This is a genomic window from Bifidobacterium coryneforme, assembly GCF_000737865.1.
Classification (GTDB): Bacteria; Actinomycetota; Actinomycetes; order Actinomycetales; family Bifidobacteriaceae; genus Bombiscardovia; species Bombiscardovia coryneformis.
In genome coordinates this window covers 287,869-304,125 of the sequence record NZ_CP007287.1, presented here as the reverse complement: position 1 = coordinate 304,125, position 16,257 = coordinate 287,869, and the positions used below count along the sequence as shown (strand labels likewise).

Annotated in this window: 15 protein-coding genes; 5 read left to right on the top strand and 10 right to left on the bottom strand. The window is 57.4% G+C overall.

Features of this window, described 5'->3' with window-relative positions; genetic code table 11:
• Nucleotides 1-74: 74 nt before the first annotated feature.
• On the top strand, nucleotides 75-1,139 hold the full coding sequence (locus bcor_RS01080; RefSeq protein WP_033498207.1) for a DUF805 domain-containing protein: 1,065 nt from the start codon (nucleotides 75-77) through the stop codon (nucleotides 1,137-1,139).
• Nucleotides 1,140-1,270: 131 nt separating this feature from the next.
• Here the strand turns inward: bcor_RS01080 and bcor_RS01075 are convergent, their stop codons facing one another.
• Nucleotides 1,271-2,146 (bottom strand): hypothetical protein, encoded by an 876-nt coding sequence (locus bcor_RS01075; protein WP_033498205.1) that lies wholly within the window; start codon nucleotides 2,144-2,146, stop codon nucleotides 1,271-1,273.
• Between the two features lie 74 nt (nucleotides 2,147-2,220).
• Nucleotides 2,221-2,877 (bottom strand): histidine phosphatase family protein, encoded by a 657-nt coding sequence (locus tag bcor_RS01070; protein ID WP_033491379.1) that lies wholly within the window; start codon nucleotides 2,875-2,877, stop codon nucleotides 2,221-2,223.
• Between the two features lie 277 nt (nucleotides 2,878-3,154).
• On the opposite strand from bcor_RS01070, the gene bcor_RS01065 reads away from it, so the two are divergent.
• The 3 genes from bcor_RS01065 (at nucleotide 3,155) to bcor_RS01055 (ending at nucleotide 5,562) form a co-directional block, all read left to right on the top strand.
• Nucleotides 3,155-4,480, top strand: coding sequence for an MFS transporter (locus bcor_RS01065; RefSeq protein ID WP_033498204.1), 1,326 nt, complete (start codon nucleotides 3,155-3,157; stop codon nucleotides 4,478-4,480).
• 154 nt (nucleotides 4,481-4,634) lie between these two features.
• Nucleotides 4,635-5,141 carry a GtrA family protein gene (locus bcor_RS01060; RefSeq protein WP_033498202.1) on the top strand — a complete coding sequence of 169 codons (507 nt, stop codon included), beginning with the start codon at nucleotides 4,635-4,637 and terminating at the stop codon, nucleotides 5,139-5,141.
• A gap of 73 nt (nucleotides 5,142-5,214) precedes the next feature.
• Nucleotides 5,215-5,562 (top strand): phenylpyruvate tautomerase MIF-related protein, encoded by a 348-nt coding sequence (locus tag bcor_RS01055; RefSeq protein ID WP_033498201.1) that lies wholly within the window; start codon nucleotides 5,215-5,217, stop codon nucleotides 5,560-5,562.
• Nucleotides 5,563-5,731: 169 nt separating this feature from the next.
• Here bcor_RS01055 and rplI read toward each other — a convergent pair whose 3' ends face one another.
• The 4 genes from rplI to rpsF all read right to left on the bottom strand — a co-directional run bounded on the left by rplI (nucleotide 5,732) and on the right by rpsF (nucleotide 7,506).
• On the bottom strand, nucleotides 5,732-6,184 hold the full coding sequence (rplI, locus tag bcor_RS01050) for a 50S ribosomal protein L9 (RefSeq protein WP_033491371.1): 453 nt from the start codon (nucleotides 6,182-6,184) through the stop codon (nucleotides 5,732-5,734).
• Nucleotides 6,185-6,198: 14 nt separating this feature from the next.
• Nucleotides 6,199-6,447 carry a 30S ribosomal protein S18 gene (rpsR, locus tag bcor_RS01045; protein WP_033491370.1) on the bottom strand — a complete coding sequence of 83 codons (249 nt, stop codon included), beginning with the start codon at nucleotides 6,445-6,447 and terminating at the stop codon, nucleotides 6,199-6,201.
• A gap of 46 nt (nucleotides 6,448-6,493) precedes the next feature.
• Nucleotides 6,494-7,099 (bottom strand): single-stranded DNA-binding protein, encoded by a 606-nt coding sequence (locus bcor_RS01040; RefSeq protein WP_033498198.1) that lies wholly within the window; start codon nucleotides 7,097-7,099, stop codon nucleotides 6,494-6,496.
• A 110-nt stretch (nucleotides 7,100-7,209) separates the two neighbouring features.
• Nucleotides 7,210-7,506 (bottom strand): 30S ribosomal protein S6, encoded by a 297-nt coding sequence (gene rpsF, locus bcor_RS01035; protein ID WP_033491368.1) that lies wholly within the window; start codon nucleotides 7,504-7,506, stop codon nucleotides 7,210-7,212.
• Between the two features lie 320 nt (nucleotides 7,507-7,826).
• Here rpsF and bcor_RS01030 point away from each other — a divergent pair, with 320 nt between their 5' ends.
• A complete protein-coding gene (locus bcor_RS01030) occupies nucleotides 7,827-8,855 on the top strand; it encodes a glycosyltransferase family 2 protein (protein ID WP_033498194.1) in 1,029 nt (342 codons plus the stop codon).
• 12 nt (nucleotides 8,856-8,867) lie between these two features.
• Here the strand turns inward: bcor_RS01030 and bcor_RS07370 are convergent, their stop codons facing one another.
• The 4 genes from bcor_RS07370 to rfbA form a co-directional block, all read right to left on the bottom strand.
• Nucleotides 8,868-12,959: a glycosyltransferase family 2 protein gene (locus tag bcor_RS07370; protein WP_081870299.1), complete on the bottom strand. Its 4,092-nt coding sequence runs from the start codon at nucleotides 12,957-12,959 to the stop codon at nucleotides 8,868-8,870.
• A 174-nt stretch (nucleotides 12,960-13,133) separates the two neighbouring features.
• Nucleotides 13,134-14,357 (bottom strand): ABC transporter ATP-binding protein, encoded by a 1,224-nt coding sequence (locus bcor_RS01020; protein ID WP_051875577.1) that lies wholly within the window; start codon nucleotides 14,355-14,357, stop codon nucleotides 13,134-13,136.
• Complete coding sequence (locus tag bcor_RS01015) at nucleotides 14,358-15,185, bottom strand: ABC transporter permease (protein ID WP_033491365.1); 828 nt, start codon at nucleotides 15,183-15,185, stop codon at nucleotides 14,358-14,360.
• A 63-nt stretch (nucleotides 15,186-15,248) separates the two neighbouring features.
• On the bottom strand, nucleotides 15,249-16,148 hold the full coding sequence (gene rfbA, locus bcor_RS01010) for a glucose-1-phosphate thymidylyltransferase RfbA (protein WP_033491363.1): 900 nt from the start codon (nucleotides 16,146-16,148) through the stop codon (nucleotides 15,249-15,251).
• Nucleotides 16,149-16,257 lie beyond the last annotated feature (109 nt).

Below are 16,257 nucleotides of genomic sequence, written 5' to 3'. Positions count from 1 at the left end.
CTTGCAATAATATTTACATACCGCTAATTGGTATGCGGGGATTTTCGTTTATTACACAAGGGGAAGAAGTATCTATGAACCAGCCGAATAATGGCAATGAGGGTAATCTGCCTGACTTCTGGACGCAACCCGACCAGAACCAGCCCGAACAGGCGGCGGGAAGCACCCCCGATTATGCGTATGGGGCGGGGCAGGACCCGGCTGGCGCACAGGGATACCAGGGAGGGAACAACCCCTACCCATCATATTCAAATGAGCCGGTCCAGGAACAGCAGTTCCCCCCGGCCCAGCCGACCCCTCAGGAGCCTTCTTACACTTACACCGAGCAGCAGCCCCAGGAAACACCTGGAATCGGTACTGAGCAGACCTACCAGTCGACGTACCAGCCGATGCCCACACCCGAGCCCACTCCGGTCGAGCCGGCCTATGGAAGCCAGGCGGCGTACACCAACAACCATCCGACTCCTGCAACGCCCGACTACCAAGAGCAGGCATACGGCCAGCAGCAGGCGGCCTACCAGGGTCAGGACCCTTATGCACAGCCGGTCGGATATGAGCAGGGGGCATACCAGCAGGGTGCTTACCAGCAGCCGGGTGTGGGACCGCAGATTCCGCAGACACCTGCCTACCCCTCAGGGGCGGGTTACGCCTACACCGGTGTTCCACCGATTGACCAGCCCTGGTACGGCATCGACTTCATCAACGCCAGCAAGCGCTTCTTCAACAAGTACACCACCTTCAAGGGGCGGGCCTCCAGGGGAGAGTACTGGTGGTCCATCCTGCTGAACATCCTGATCTATATGGCCTGTGGCGTGCTCCTCGCTCTGGCCCCCGACACTGCCGCCGAGGCAGTGGCGGACGCTGTTTCGATCGCGCTGTTTGTCCCCAACATCGCGGTTGCGGTGCGCAGATTGCACGACAGCAACATGTCCGGCCTGTGGTACCTTCTGCCTATCGTCACCACCACTGTCGGCGTCATATTGTTGATCTTCGGAATCGCGGCGGCTTTCATGCAGACACCAGGCGTAGTCATTACCCTCATCGCGCTGGGTGCCATCATCACGCTGGGGGGAGGCATCGCCAATCTCGTGTTCATGCTTCGGCCCAGCGACCCACGCGGCGCCCGCTTCGACAAGTGAGGGCGATGCCCTGGGTCAGATAGAGACAGCAGGACTCCGAACATAACCGAACCCCCGATACCGAGCAGTTCACGACCATGCAGGTCGAGATCCGAGGTATCGGGGGTTTGTCTATTTATCCAGGTCGGAACTCAGAGTTCCACAGGAGGCTTGTTCGGGTCTTCCGGGACATGCGCAAACTTCGCCTGGAGAGCCTCGCGACTCTTGCGCTCATCGTCCTCCTTGGCCTGGCGCTTGGCCTCTTCCGGATCCCAGACCACCTCATCCAGGTGCTTATTCCACTCGGCAGCCACCTCGGGGGCCAAGGTATCCGCCAGATCGTGAATCGTCTTCGACGAAATGACGGCAAGGGCTCCACGGACCTGCTCATCGGTCAGGAAGACCCTGGGGATACCCATCCGTTCGTTGAGCTCGTTCAGATAGAGCAGAATCGGCAGGATTCTGACCATCTGATCCCCGTCGGCATGGACGGCCGAGGCCAACCGGTCCAGAGCGATCACGGACGTGGCCAGGCGTCGGCCCACCTCGGCCTGCTCCGCCGAAGACTCCAGGGGCTCCCCTCCTGGCGTGACCTCCTTGGCGAGGCAATCGACCAGGTCGCGGGCGGCCTTGACATCCTCCTGGTTCCAACCGGCCCCGAGGACCTCGGCGGCCTGGACCAGCTTGTCCAATTGACCCTGTGCCGCCCCGCCGACCATGCCCTCATATGCGTCGTTGGCGGCCAGGAGGGCATCAACCAGTTCCTGCGGTCGGCCGGGAATATCCTCGGCTCCTTCATATACGTACTCGGCATCGGGGATGGTCACATCCTGGCCTGTCATTACCCGAGCCAGGACCCTCGTTATCCTGACCTGCAGGGTCTCGGCGTATTTGGCGTCGTTCCTGAGCCTGACCGCATCGGTCAACGGCCACAGGTCAATCAGGTCGACCCCGGCCTGGATGGCCTCCCCCATCGACGGCCTGGATGCCAGCTCTTCGACCAGATTCTGCTCATAGACCACAATCATCACGCTCCTTCACCTGAGTCGCGGTCCAATCCGCGTTGCAATCCTCCTGCCATCCTATGACACCGGAGACGGCCTTACACACCTGCCGCCGGATCCGCATATGTGATGCCAAGCACCTTCCGGGAGCCGCAGTCCAGGGTGATGGAGGTGACCGAGGCAAGGGCGGTGCCACGACGCAGCATATTGTGCTCGGGATGGCCCGTCTCCAACAGGTGCCGGAAAGTCCAGATGGGCGACTCATGGGAGACGGCCAGAATCTGTGCGTCCGGATACTCCTCGACCTTTTCGTATACGAAGTCCGAAACCCTGCGGGCTATCTGCCGGTAGCTCTCGCCCCAGCTTGGTTTGGAAAGATCCAGGACCAGTTTCAGGTTGGAGGGGTACCAGAGGGCACCCGCACCCCGGCCGATCCGTTTGCCGCGGAACTCATTGCCGGCCTCGATCAGCCGCTCGTCATAGTGCGGATTCAGTGGGTCCAAGCCACGTTTCCCCCTGGCGGGATTGACCTCTTCCAGAAGGATGTCCGTGGTTTCCCTGGTCCGGTCCAGGGGGGAGGAATAGACGGCGGCGATGTCCCTGAAGCCAGGCGCTGCCGCCAGGAATCTACCCGTGGCGTGGGCCATCCCCCGCCCGCGTTCGGACAGATGGAAGCCTGGAAGGCGTTCGTAGAGAATATGGTCGGGATTGAATACCTGACCGTGGCGGATGAAATGAATGGTCGTTGCCGGCAAGTGACCTACCTCCCGATGGCTCCCCGGGTCTTCCCTCAGGACGAGAGCTCGGGGTAAACTTATATCAGCCCGGGACCGGCTTCAAGGGTCCGGAGCGGTTACCAGTCTAACAGTCCGTAACAGCCACCAATTCAACCCCTCTCCCCCTGTTTTCCGGGATTCCCCAGAGCGACCCGCGTCTTTGCGGATGGAGGAAGCGGAAGCACTACGTTGAGCGGCAGGCCCCGAGGAAACCAAACACATAGGCATACGAGCAGAGGAAAAGGCAGGAGGAGCAATGCCGCAGCAGGTAAGGGATGCACTGGGTCAGGTCGGCCATCGTATTTTCGGGGGCTACGCGTCACTTTTACGTATGCCCCACACAGCCCGCTTCGCAGTCGGCTCGGTCATCGCCTCCATGCCCTTCCCCATGGTCGGCATGACCATCACCATCTCGGTCCAGCATTACTACGGCAGCTACTCACTGGCCGGAGCCCTGACCGCCGTCCAGGCCATATCGCTCGCCCTGGTGAGCCCGATCCTGGGTAAACTGATTGACAAGTTCGGCCAGCGACAGGTCTCCATCCCCACCGTGGTGGTATGGATGGTCGCCGCCACGGCCCTTATCACCTCGATCACCTCTCATGCGCCGGCCTGGGTGTTGTACTGCATCACCCCCTTCATGGCGGCGATACCGCCGTGGGGAGCCATGAGCCGCAGCAGGTGGACCAACATCCTCAGGGGAGACAGGAAGGCCACCGACCAGGCACTGTCCCTCTCCGGGGTCTTCGACGAGGCCATGTGGGTCATCGGAAACCCCTTGGCTTCCATCCTGGCCGTCATATCCGGGGTATTGGCCTTCTCCTTCACCGGAGTCTGTGTCCTGGTCGGCGCCTGGATGTTCCTTTCGATCGCCACAACGGAACCACCGTCCCAGACCAGCCTGGCCAAGGCCCAGGGCATCACACGCAAGGAGTACCGGGCCAGGCAGGCTGCCAGGGCGGCCGAACTGCAGGGGCAGGAGGGGCAGAGTGCCTTCTGGAGCTCGGGCATGATAGCCGTATGCGTCACCTGGTTCGGCCTGGGTGCCTTCCAGAGCGCCGCTTCCATCTCCATCATCTCCTTCGCCACCGAGCAGGGCATGAAACAGATGACCGGGTTCGTCTTCGCCTGTTTCTCCTTCAGCTCCTTGATAGGCGCCCTGCTCTATGGTGCCAAGAGCTGGACCATTCCCCTCTGGAAACGCTTCTACTTCTGCCTCCTGGTGGTCAACCTGGGCATTGGCACCTTCCTCTTTGCCAGAAACCTCTGGACCATCATGCTCATCTACCTGGTCATCGGCATCTGCCAGGCACCGACCTGGATCAACGGGAATCAACTCATGCTCCACCTGGTCCCCCCTGCCAGATTCACCGAGGGGATGGCCTGGCTGAGCGCCATGAACTCCATCGGGTCCTCGGCAGGGTCCGCAATCGCCGGTCAGTTCATCGACCGATACGGTTCCCAGGGCGGATTCGGGGTTGTCACGGCTCTAGCGCTGACCTCCCTCACCATCGCCTTCGTAGGGTTCCGCCAGATTCGTGACAGCACAGAGAAGCCCATTCTCACGGAGCTCAAGGCCTGAACCCTCTGCCTCCAAGCCTGGGTACGGCATTCCGGCTCCGTCGGAATCATCAACAGGCACCGGTGCCGTTGCGATTCCTGCCGTCGTGAGATTTCTGCATACAATTCTCCGGCAGTATCGGCCCGGCTGCCGGGGAGTGGTTCAATGGTGCCTTATGCGCAAACTCATCGAGCAACTTGTCAAGTTCGGCATCGTGGGCGCCATCGCCTTCATCATCGATGTCAGCATCATGAATCTGCTGATCATCCTGGCCCACTTCAACAACGTGCTGGCCGGCGCCATATCCTTCCTGATCTCCCTGGCCTTCAACTACCTGGCCAGCATGAAGTTCGTTTTCAAACACCGGAACGATATGGCCCGTTGGATGGAGATAACGGTCTTCCTTATCTCCTCGGTCATCGGATTGGGCATCAACGAGCTCATCCTCTGGGCAGGCACGGCCATGCTGCCCGCCGACGCCATCCACTCCATGCACAGCAAGTATGTGCTCTACTCCAACGCAGCCAAGATAGTGGCAACCGTCGTCGTGGCCATATGGAACTTCATTATCCGCAAGTGGCTCCTTGATGCCCCGGCACCCGGCCAACCAGCCAAGGAGGGCTCCCTCTCCCATCGCCTCGGGGCCTGGTCCCTGACGCATCGTCCTTTCGGATGGAACTGACCGGCACCGTCTAGTATTGAAGGGGTCGGCGGGCCAAGTCCAGGCCCTCTCCAGTCCAGTCAGGAGGAACATCATGCCTGTTATCCATACCCACGTCAGCACCTCGATAAGCGCCGAACAGCGTGAACGGATCAAGACCGCCTACGGCAAGGCCATCACCGCCGTTCCCGGCAAGTCCGAGGGGTGGCTCATGTGCCCCTTCGAGTCGGACATGCCCATCTACTTCGCGGGTGACGACTCCCAACCAGCCGCCTATGTGGAGGTCAACGTCTTCGGCAGCGAGGTTCCCAAGTCGGCCTGGGAGAGCCTGACCAAGTCCATCATGCAGATTCTGGACACCGAGCTGTCCATCCCCCAGGACAGGACCTACATCCGCTATACGGCCACCAAGGACTGGGGCTGGAACGGCGGCAATTTCTGAGCCGAAGGATTGTCCGGAAATGAGATACCGGACACATGAGAAGAAGGTCCCCCGCACCACATCGGGTGCGGGGGACCTTCTTCAATCTTGCTTAAGCCCTGATGCCGGGACCGGGAATACCGACCCCGAACCCTGGCATCAGCATTACCTGGGTCTCATCCAGGGTGGTTCACTCGCCGGCAATCACCTTGACGGTGAAGTTGGCGGTGATTTCCGGATGCAGAGCCACTGTTGCCGGGAATTCGCCGGTGGTCTTGATGGACTCAACGGAGATGGTCCTGGGGTCCACATCGGCCATGGGTCGAAGGGCCTGGGCGATTGCCTCGTTGGAGATACCACCGAAGAGCTTGCCGGAATCGGAGACCCTGGCGCTGATCTCAACGCTCTGGCCTTCGACGGCGTTCTTGGCTGCGACTGCATCCTCACGGGTTGCCAGCGACTTGGCGCGACGAGCCCTCTGCATGGCCTCGATCTGGGCCGCGGCACCCTTGGACCAGGCGAAGGCCAGGCCCTGGGGAATCAGGTAGTTGCGGGCATACCCGGGCTTGACGGCGACGACGTCACCCTTGTGCCCCAGGTCGGTCACGGTATCAGTGAGAATAACCTTGGTTTCCTTTGCCATGTCTGTATCCTCCCTCAGCGACCGGTGGTGGCGTAGGGCAGCAGGGCCATCTCACGGGCATTCTTGATGGCCGTGGAAATCTCGCGCTGCTCCTGGACGGTGACGCCGGTGATACGACGGGAACGAATCTTGCCGCGGTCCGAGATGAACTTGCGCAGCAGGGCGACGTCCTTGTAATCGATGGTGTGAACCTTGGCGGCCCTGAGCGGATTCGGCTTCTTCTTGAAGGGCTTGACCGGTGGTTGCGGCCTCTTGCGTGACATATGTTCTCCTTATTGCACTTATGAAATCTTGCCTTGAGCTATCAGCTCAGAACTCGGGCTCATCTCCTGCGCCGCCGAACTCCCCCGAGGACCCAAAGGATCCGAAGGAGTCACCGGAACCGGTGGACGACCAGGGATCCTGGGCAGGAGGCTGAGACCCCTGCTGGGGCGCGGCTCCCGCCGCGGCACCACCCTGGTAGGAGGATCCACCCTGGTAACCGCCGTTCCCGGCACCTGCAAACCCACCACGGCCGCTCCCGTTGGGGGCACCAGTGTTGGAGTTCCGGGTCACCTGGGCGGTGTTCCTGGTCAATGCAGGGCCAATCTCATCCAGACGCAGCTCCACGACCGAGCGGTTGTTGCCCTCACGGTCCTGGTAGGAGCGCTGTACCAGACGACCCTGGGCGATGACCCGCATGCCCTTGGTCAGACTGGCCTGAATGTTGGAGGCCAGGGGGTTGTAGGTGGAGTCCCATGCGGAGCACCGCATGAAGAGGGCGTCCCCGTCCTCCCACTGACCCGAGTTCCTGTTGAACTGCCTGGGCGTAGAGGCGATGGTAATGTTGGCCACCGTACCGCCATTGGAAGTGGTGCGCACCTCCGGATCCGCAGTGAGGTTCCCCACCACGGTGACGTATGTATCTCCTGCCATCTCACGACCTTTCCTCTTGTCGGGAATCCCGGATGTTCTGCCATCCCGTGGTTCCCCTGCCCATGGCGGACGGATGCCCCGCAGGGCCCGTCAACGCTCGATAGCTGTTTTTACTTGGCATCCTTACGAAGGATCTTCGTACGAATGATGGATTCGTTCAGGTTGAGGACACGGTCGAGCTCGGAGCTCACAGCCGGCTCGCAGCTGTACTCGACGACCACGTAGTTGCCCTCGTTGTTCTTGTCAATCTCATAAGCCAGCTTGCGGCGGCCCCAAATGTCGATATTGTCGACGGACCCACCTTCCTTGGTGACCACCTCGAGATACTGATCGGTCAGCTTCTTCAGGGATCGCTCATCCAGGCTCGGATCAGCAATGAACATCAGTTCATACTTGTGCGCAGACATCACCCACCTCCTTTGGACCTAACGGTCACGGACTTTCCGTGACAGGAGGGTGCATAAAGCCGGCGGTCCAATCACCACATGGCGCCAGAACCACCAGACAATGTTTCGAGTATATATCGTCATCAGGACCGGATTCGATCAGCCGGCTACGCTGGAGCCAATCGCCGTCCGGCATTGCCGGAAACCAGTTCCTGACGAGAAAGATGGCAAGGCCCTGCGGCTAGACTCGGGCATCATACGGGCCATACCCACCTCTGACCGTGCCGACCCCTCATGCACGGCGCAACCCAGACCATGAGGCTTCCACTAGACTGGCTTCTATGACCGTCAGCCAAGACCTGGTATCAATCATCGTTCCCGTATACAACGCAGCAGAGTACCTACCCCGCTGCCTGGATTCCATCTGTGGGCAGACCCATGACAATCTGCAGATCATCCTGGTTGATGATGGGTCCACCGACGGGTCCGGCTCCATTTGCGACCGATATGCGGCCCGGGACCATCGCATTCAGGTGATACATCAGGAGAACCAAGGCATCTCCGTAGCCCAGAACGCAGGACTCGACGCCACCCGAGGCACCTACCTGGCCTTCGTGGACAATGACGACATCCTTGATAGAAGGAACATTGAATTACTGCTCCACGCCCTCAAATCCACCGATGCCGACATGAGCAAGGCCAGATGGCAGCAATTCGGCCCCTCCCAGATGGACTCCATTGTTGATGAAGCCTCTCATGGGGCTGCCTCACCACGAAACATCAAGGTCTTTGCCAACCCCTTCAAGGCCTATCAGACATACTTCTGCAAGAGTCTTCGCATCTTCATGGACATGATCGGCAAATCCGGTGAGGTCAGGTATTTCAACGAGGCCAATTGGTGCAGACTATACAAAGCTGAACTGTGGGAGGGTATCCGCTTTCCCCCCGGCCGCTACGCACAGGACATCATGGTGGCTGGCCCGCTATACCGACGAATGTCCAAGGTTGCCGACATCAATACAGTCCTGTACTACTGGCTGCAGTCGCCCTCATCCGTGACCCACTCCCTCCGCAGCGTGGGCTTCTACCGCGACAATGTGGCTGCGGGTCTGGCCAACTTTGAGCTGGCCCTGGACGACGGAATCACCCCTATGCGCAGTTACTATTCCATCTGGGATGGGCTCCGTTCCGAGACGGCTGCAGCTGGCTCGGACCCGCAGAGCCTGGAGGAACTGCACCAGGACCGGCAGAGGGCGTCGGCCCTCTTCCACAAAATGGGTATCGCCCGACGCGCCCTCTGTACCGTCGCCACCTGGGTCAGGCATCTGGAGAAGCTCATATACGATGCCCGGGTCAAGAATATGGCTTAATCTGCTGGGTATTCAGTCCTCCCGGACCCAGAAGTTGCCCGAGGTCCGGGAGAGATTGGGGTTGTAGTAGGGGTCGTTCTCGACCGCCTCCGCATGTCTGCTCCTGAATTCCGCGGACTCCTTTTCCAACCTCGCCCTCTTCTTTTTGTCTTTGGCATCCTTCCCGCGAGTCACCGACTCGAAGTGATAGAGCTCGACCTCATGGGCCCACACGTTGTCCCTGCCCAGCTCATCGTGGATTCGTGCGCAGAGATCGACGTCGTTGTATGCGACCGCCAGAGTTTCGTCAAAACCGGAAACAGCCTGGAAGTCCTCGGCCTTGACCATGCAGCACGCCGCCGTCATAGCGTAGTAATTGACATTCTCGATGAGTCTGCCGAAATAGCCAAAGTGGGTCCGTGGCGTGCCGACCATGATATGCCCGGCCACGCCTCCAAGCCCCAGAACAATGCCTGCGTGCTGAATGGTGTTGATCGGGTAATAGAGCTTGGCGCCAACCACTCCTATCCGTTGTAGCTGAGCGAAAGAGACCAAGCGCGTCATCCAGAGCGGGCTGATGACCTGGGTGTCGTCGTTCAGGAAGAGAAGGTACTTGCCCTTGGCCTCCTTGGCAGCCAGGTTGTTGATGCGGGAGAAGTTGAAGGGGATATCGAGATCAAGCACCCTGAACCGCTCCCCCAGGCGCTCCTGGTACCTGGCATACAGTCTTTTCATGGCCGGGTTGGTGCTGCCGTTATCGGCAATGAGCACCTCATAGTTAGGGTACTTGGTCTTTTCGATCACCGAGTCCATGCACCGCTCGATGTTGTCATAGCCATTCTTGGTAGGGATAATCACCGACACAAGGTCGGGGTCGTGAATACCGTAGTGAACGTTGTAGATGCCGCTCGGACCGGCAGAGACCACCTCGGCGTCAATCCCCCTGCGTTCCATGGCCGAGCTGAGGGCTCGCAACCCCGCGTCCGAAGCGTAGTCCTTGGCACCACCGCTGGAGGCAGTCGATGTGGGTAGAGTCCTCCAGTGGTAGAGAACCTTGGCTATGTGCTGGACTCTTGATGGCTCGGTACGCTCCATGAACCGCAGGAGCATATCATAGTCCTGGGACCCCTCATATCCCACACGGAAGCCACCGATCTCATTAACGATGGATCTGCGGTAAACACCCAGATGACTGATGTAGTTGGTGCTCAGGAGAAGATCAGGCTCGTAGTCGGGCTTGAAGTGCGGGTCGAATCGGTGACCCTGCTCGTCTTCCTTGTCCTCATCGCTATAGACCAAGTCGGTTTCAGGCTTCTCGTTGAGCCGCTTGACCACTTCGAAGAAGGCCTGAGGAGGCAATTCATCATCGTTGTCAACCAGAGCCACGAACTCACCGGTTGCGATCTCGAGAGCCGAATTGGTCGCCCTCGATATGTGCCCGTTCTCCTTTCTGAATACGACCTTGATCCGGTCATCCTCTGCGCTCATTTGCTTGAGGACTTCAGCTACACGGGGATCCGTGGAGCAATCATCGGCCAGGCAAAGCTCCCAGTTGGGATAGAACTGGTTGCGGATGGAATCCACACAGGCTCGGAGCCACTGCGGCTCAACATTGTAGACAGGCACCAGAACGGAGATCATAGGCCTGTATGCGAATCCATCAATCCTGGATTCGACAGCCGCTTTGTCATATTGCTCGGTACGCGCGATGAGTTTCCTGTACGCCGCCTTCTGCCGACGTGGCACCAGATATCGGTCGAAAATACGCCTGGCGAAGCTACGGGGATGCCTGATGGCGGCAGCTTTTCTGAGAAGTAGCCCGAACCTGGACATGGCTTGGGAACGGGGCACTTTCAGGGTCAAGGAAACCTGCCCGGACGGCCCGGAAATAACCAAGGACGGATGCTCGGCACGGAAAGCCGCCAGTCCGTCCGGCAGACTGATCCGCAGCTTGAATCCAAGCTCGGAATCGATGGGCATGGCCTTGGTCATGTTGACATCCGGCCGAAGAATCCGCTTCACATCATTCAAGCGGGCATGCTCGCAGGGAGATATACCGACAGAAGCCGCTTCATGCCCCTCCAGGTCGGCTGCCCAACCCGTCACCGTGATGACGGAGGAGCCCGATGAGACCAGGACCTGATCAATGGACGCCTCTACAGGAGCATGGTCCGGTTTCTCGGAGGGGAAGAAGGCCGAAGCGAAGGGATCCACCATGCCCTGGTGGGAAGCCAAGTACCGATCCAGGTCTTCCTGGGGTATCTTCGCAGGGTTTTTCGCCTCGTCAACGAAGAGGGAATATGGTTGCCAGAGGGTGGTAAGACCGCATTCCTCCTGCAACCTGACACAGTAGTCAATGCCTTGAAGACCGGAAGAAAGAGACTGATCGAACCCCTTTATCCGCTCAAAATCACGGCGACGAGTAAGCAGGCAATCCTCCGTGACGGCGAACATATCACGAGGCAGGAGATCACGGAAGTAGTATCCGATGCCCTGGTCCCAGTCTCCGCGCATCTCGAAAGGCTGGCCTGTCTTCATCGCTCGCAGGGTCACGCCCACATTCGCAACTCGTCCACGGTCATCCAGGATTTTGCCTCCGACAACCCCAACCTGATCGTCGCGAGTATAGTTGACCATTTCAGTCAGCCAGTCCGCCCTCTTGGGGTTCTTCCCATCCAGGAAGACCAGAAGGTCCTCATCGCATTCTCGCGCTGCTACGTCAATCCCGGTCTTGTCAGCAGACACAAACCTCACCCGAGGGTAGTCTGTTCCGAGCTGAAGATCATGGAGCTTCTCACCCGTATACCCGGAAGCAATAACAGCCACCGAGGGCGCTTCTCCATGGTAGTCGATCTTGTAGGTGCCGAGGTTATCGAGCATGCGGACGCTGCCATCTGTTCCCCGACGCTTAAGGGTGGCTTCAAGCGCAGCCTTGCCTGCCTCATAGGCGTACATCTTGCTGCGGGGATCACCGGCCACTGAACTGGAGAGGGTCCTCCAGTGATACATGATCTGGGGAATGTGATGGACCTTCTGCGCCTGCTCCGTCGCCCTCAGGACGAAGTCATAGTCCTGACTCCCGTCGAAGGCGGAATCCAGACCTCCCACCTTCTGCAGCAGGGCCCTGGAGACGGTCACGAAGTGGGTGATGTAGTTGTGGCCCAACAGAAGATGGGGCGAGAAATCAGGCTTGAAGAAGGGATCGAATCTGACCCCCTTTTCCGTGATTTTGTCCTCATCGGTGTAGATGAAGTCAATCGATGGATCGGAGTTAATTGCCGAAACCACCTCATAGAGTGCACTGGGAGCCAGCTCATCATCATTGTCCATGAAGCCGATGTACTGCCCCTTGGCCAGCTCTATCGCAGAGTTCGTTGCGGCGGCTATGCCACCGTTCTCATCCCTGTACACGGCATGGATTCGGGGATCACCGGCGGAGATCTCCTTCAGCAGGGTTCTCACCGACTCATCAGGAGAGTGGTCATCGGCCAGGCATAGTTCCCAGTTCGGATACCACTGGGCATCCATGGACTCCACACACTTGCGCAGCCATTGCTCATCCACGTTGTATACGGGAACCACGATGGAGATCAATGGCTTTTCAGCGAAGCCCTCCATGACCTGCATGGCATCCGCGGGCTTAGTAACCTCATGAGTCCGTATCCACTGGTCATAGGACTTCTGCCGCTTGGTGATCTTCCTCTTGGCGCGCTTCACCAAGGACCTAAAGTTAGACGAGAAGGAATCATGAAGAAGACGGTAACTGATCTGTCTCAAACGTTGTTTCTTCCTGTCATTGCTGAGTTTACGTTCCAAACGGTTCAGATCGATCTGAACCGGCCGTTCAGTACCGTTGATCATGAAAAGAAGTTGGAATGATCCCTTGCTGGAAAGGGTTGCAGCGGTAAAACCGGGCCGGGCGGAAGAATCCAGATCGAAGACCGTGGCAATGTCATTCCTGTCCTGCCGTTCAACGGTTACATCCTCATCTTGGGGGCGAATGCGTATTCCGGTCTTACGATAGGTATCCACAGCCCAGCCGGATACCGTGACGGTGCCGTCTATGGGGTTCTTCACCAGATCCTCGATGGCAACCTCATAATTTACGGCGCTATGAACGATCATCCTTTTTTTCTTCCTCGTCTTCGCACTATCATCAACAAGGCCACGTGTGGCTGACTTCTGAATATGTGTCACCGCTCCTTCTCGGAGCGGAATCAGGCCCGAAACAGCAGATACATCCTAATGAACTCCCAGCGGTAAAAACATGCGTACCCACTATGCGTCTGTATGCCATCATCAGGTCAGTTTCACACTGACTTTCGGATGAGTCAAACTTTGATCGTAGAGTTTAGCCTTGCGAACCTGGAAGTGGTACACAGCCGACTGCTTGAGCAGAAGGTCATCTCCCGAGGCAGCAGTGATGTTAACGTCATAATCACCAGAGGCCAGAACATTCTCGATCTTAAATATGATCTCGTGACGACCCTTGGTAAAAGTGTCCTTGTCTGAATTGACCAGGTTCGAGGTAGCCAGAACCACCCTGCCCTGCTGGTCTACCAGATTGATCTCGAAGATGCCGTGTGGAACGTTCCGCTCGCATTCGAAGGCGATCCTGATGTCGAAGTTCTGGTTGATGTCGAGGAGCTGGGTGTTCTTCCCATCGGCTGCGACCTGTATGTCGACCATCCGAACACCATCGCCTTGCTCCAGTCGGACCGCCTCATTGTCCTTCTGGACGGCCTCCTGCTCCTTCTCTACGAAGTAGTCGGAATAGGCACTGGCGACTTCGTCCGGTTCGCCGAACTTGGCAATGACACCATCCTGTATCAGCATGGCTTTGTTGCAGAACTGTCGAACATCACCCATGGAATGAGTGACCAGTATGATGGTCTTCTTCTCTCTCTTGGCCTCGAAGAAATAATCCCGGCACTTCTTCTGAAAAGCTTCGTCTCCCACTGCCAGTACCTCATCAAGGACGAGAATGTCACCCTGGGACTTGATGGCTACTGAGAAGGCCAGCCGAACCTGCATACCACTGGAATAGTTCTTCAGCTTCTGTTCCATGAAGTCGCCCAGCTCGGCGAAATCGACAATATCGTCATACATATTGTCGATCTCTTCCCTGGAGAACCCGAGCATGGCACCGTTCAGATATACGTTCTCCCTACCCGTAAGCTCAGGATTGAAACCCACTCCCAGCTCGATGAAAGGCACCAGTTTCCCATTGACCTGAACCTTGCCACTGTTTGGAGAGTATATACGAGAGATGATCTTCAGAAGAGTGGACTTGCCGGAACCATTCTTGCCCACAATGCCAAAGAAATCACCTTTCTTCACCTCGAAGGAAATGTCCTTGAGCACATGCTGGATGGTATATCCGTTCTGCCTTCGGATGGTGTTGAAGACGAAACCCTTAAGGCTGTTGGTCTTCTCATAGGGCAGTTTGAAGTCCTTTGACACATGGGAGACCCTAAGTGCCACATCATCAGGCAGATTATCGGTTTTATCGGAAAGTTTCATTTATACCAGCTCCGCGAAGTACTTGGATTTGACAGTAAAGAACTTCAAGCCCAGCAGGAAGATCAACAGGGAGAAGACAACAGGCCAGCAGGCGACGAAGAAGTTGCTTGTCCATCCCCACAAGGTCGGATTGGCGGGGGATATCAGCACATGACGAGCATCCTGCACAATCTGGGCCATAGGGTTAAGCATGAGGTCCAGCTTGGCGAAAATAGGTCCGTTGTTACCGGCCCTGGAAGAGATCATGCTGATTGGATAGATGATGGGCGTAGCATAAAAGCCGGCTTGCGTCACGACCTCCCAGATGGGGTTCAGATCACGCAGGTCGACATAGAGCGCACTGAGGAAGAATGAAATACCCAAGGCCAGCAAGTAGAGCTCAAAGACTATCGGCAGAATGAGTAAATTCGACCATGCCGGCTTGACTCCGTTGATCAGGGCAAAGACAATCACGACGATGAAGTTGAACCCGAAGTTGATCAGAGCGCTCATGGATGACGCAACGACTACCACATACTTGGAGAAGTGTATCTTCCGCAGAAGATCTCCATGCCCCACAATCGAGAGCATACCGCCAGTTGTTGTTTCGTTAAAAAGATTCCACAGGATGATACCAAGCAAGAGAGCCACGGCGAAGTGCGGAACATCCGCTCCAAACCGCATGAAGCGCACGAAGACGACATACATAATGGCAAAGAGCATAAGGGGCTTGAGAACCGACCACAGGTACCCCAAGACCGATTCCTTATACCTCAGTTTGAAATCCGTGGAGACCATGGCTTTGAGCAGAAGCCAGTTCTTCTTGCTGAAAATCTCTAATCTCTTCAATTTCCTCTCCTTGGTCGCACTCGACAATGGAACCCGTACTTGAAGGTGCGGGTTCCTGAATCGTCAGGCTTGATCCACATGCTTCTTGAAGATGATCTTGTTGTTGGCAACATCCAGCAGATGCTGACCATATGGAGACTTGCCATACCTTTGACCTGCTTCTACCAGCTCTTCACGGGTGATCCAGCCATTCTCGTAAGCTACCTCTTCCACAGCGGCGATGGGAAGACCCTGGGCCCTCTGAACGGTTCTGACGAACTCCCCTGCCTCATAGAGGGAATCCATGGTCCCTGTATCCAGCCAGGCATAACCACGACCCAGGGTCTGAACGCGCAGGGATTCGTCTTGAAGGTAGAGACGATTCAGATCGGTGATCTCCAATTCACCACGTGCAGAAGGCTTGACCTGCTTGGCAAACTCAGTGACTCGCTCGTCATAGAAGTACAGTCCGGTAACCGCGTAGTTGCTGGCCGGATGCTCAGGCTTCTCCTCAATGCTGACGACCTTGTTGTCTTTGTCGAACTCGACCACGCCGTACCTCTGTGGATCGTCCACATAGTAGCCGAACACCGTTGCCCCGTGCTGGCTGCCCGCCGCATTTCGCAGAGTACGACCAAGACCATTCCCGTAGAAAATGTTGTCGCCCAGAACCAAAGCGCAGGGTTCGCCGCCGATGAAATCCTCGCCCAGGATGAATGCCTGGGCAAGACCATCCGGGCTGGGCTGGATCTTGTAGGAGAGACTGATGCCAAACCGGCTCCCATCACCCAGTAGGCGCTGGAAATTGCCGATATCCATGGGCGTTGAGATGATCAGTATCTCATTGATACCTGCCATCATGAGCACGCTCAGGGGGTAATAGATCATAGGCTTGTCGTACACCGGAAGCAGCTGCTTGGAAGTGACGGTGGTCAGCGGGTACAGACGCGTGCCCGAACCGCCGGCAAGAATGATGCCTCTCATCGCGTGACGCCTCTCTTATGATTCATACATCCGTGTCAAACTCAAGATAGCTTACTGCCGACCGCCAACAGGAATCGATGAGTGGCAAAATCTCTGCGGTTCCCACGCA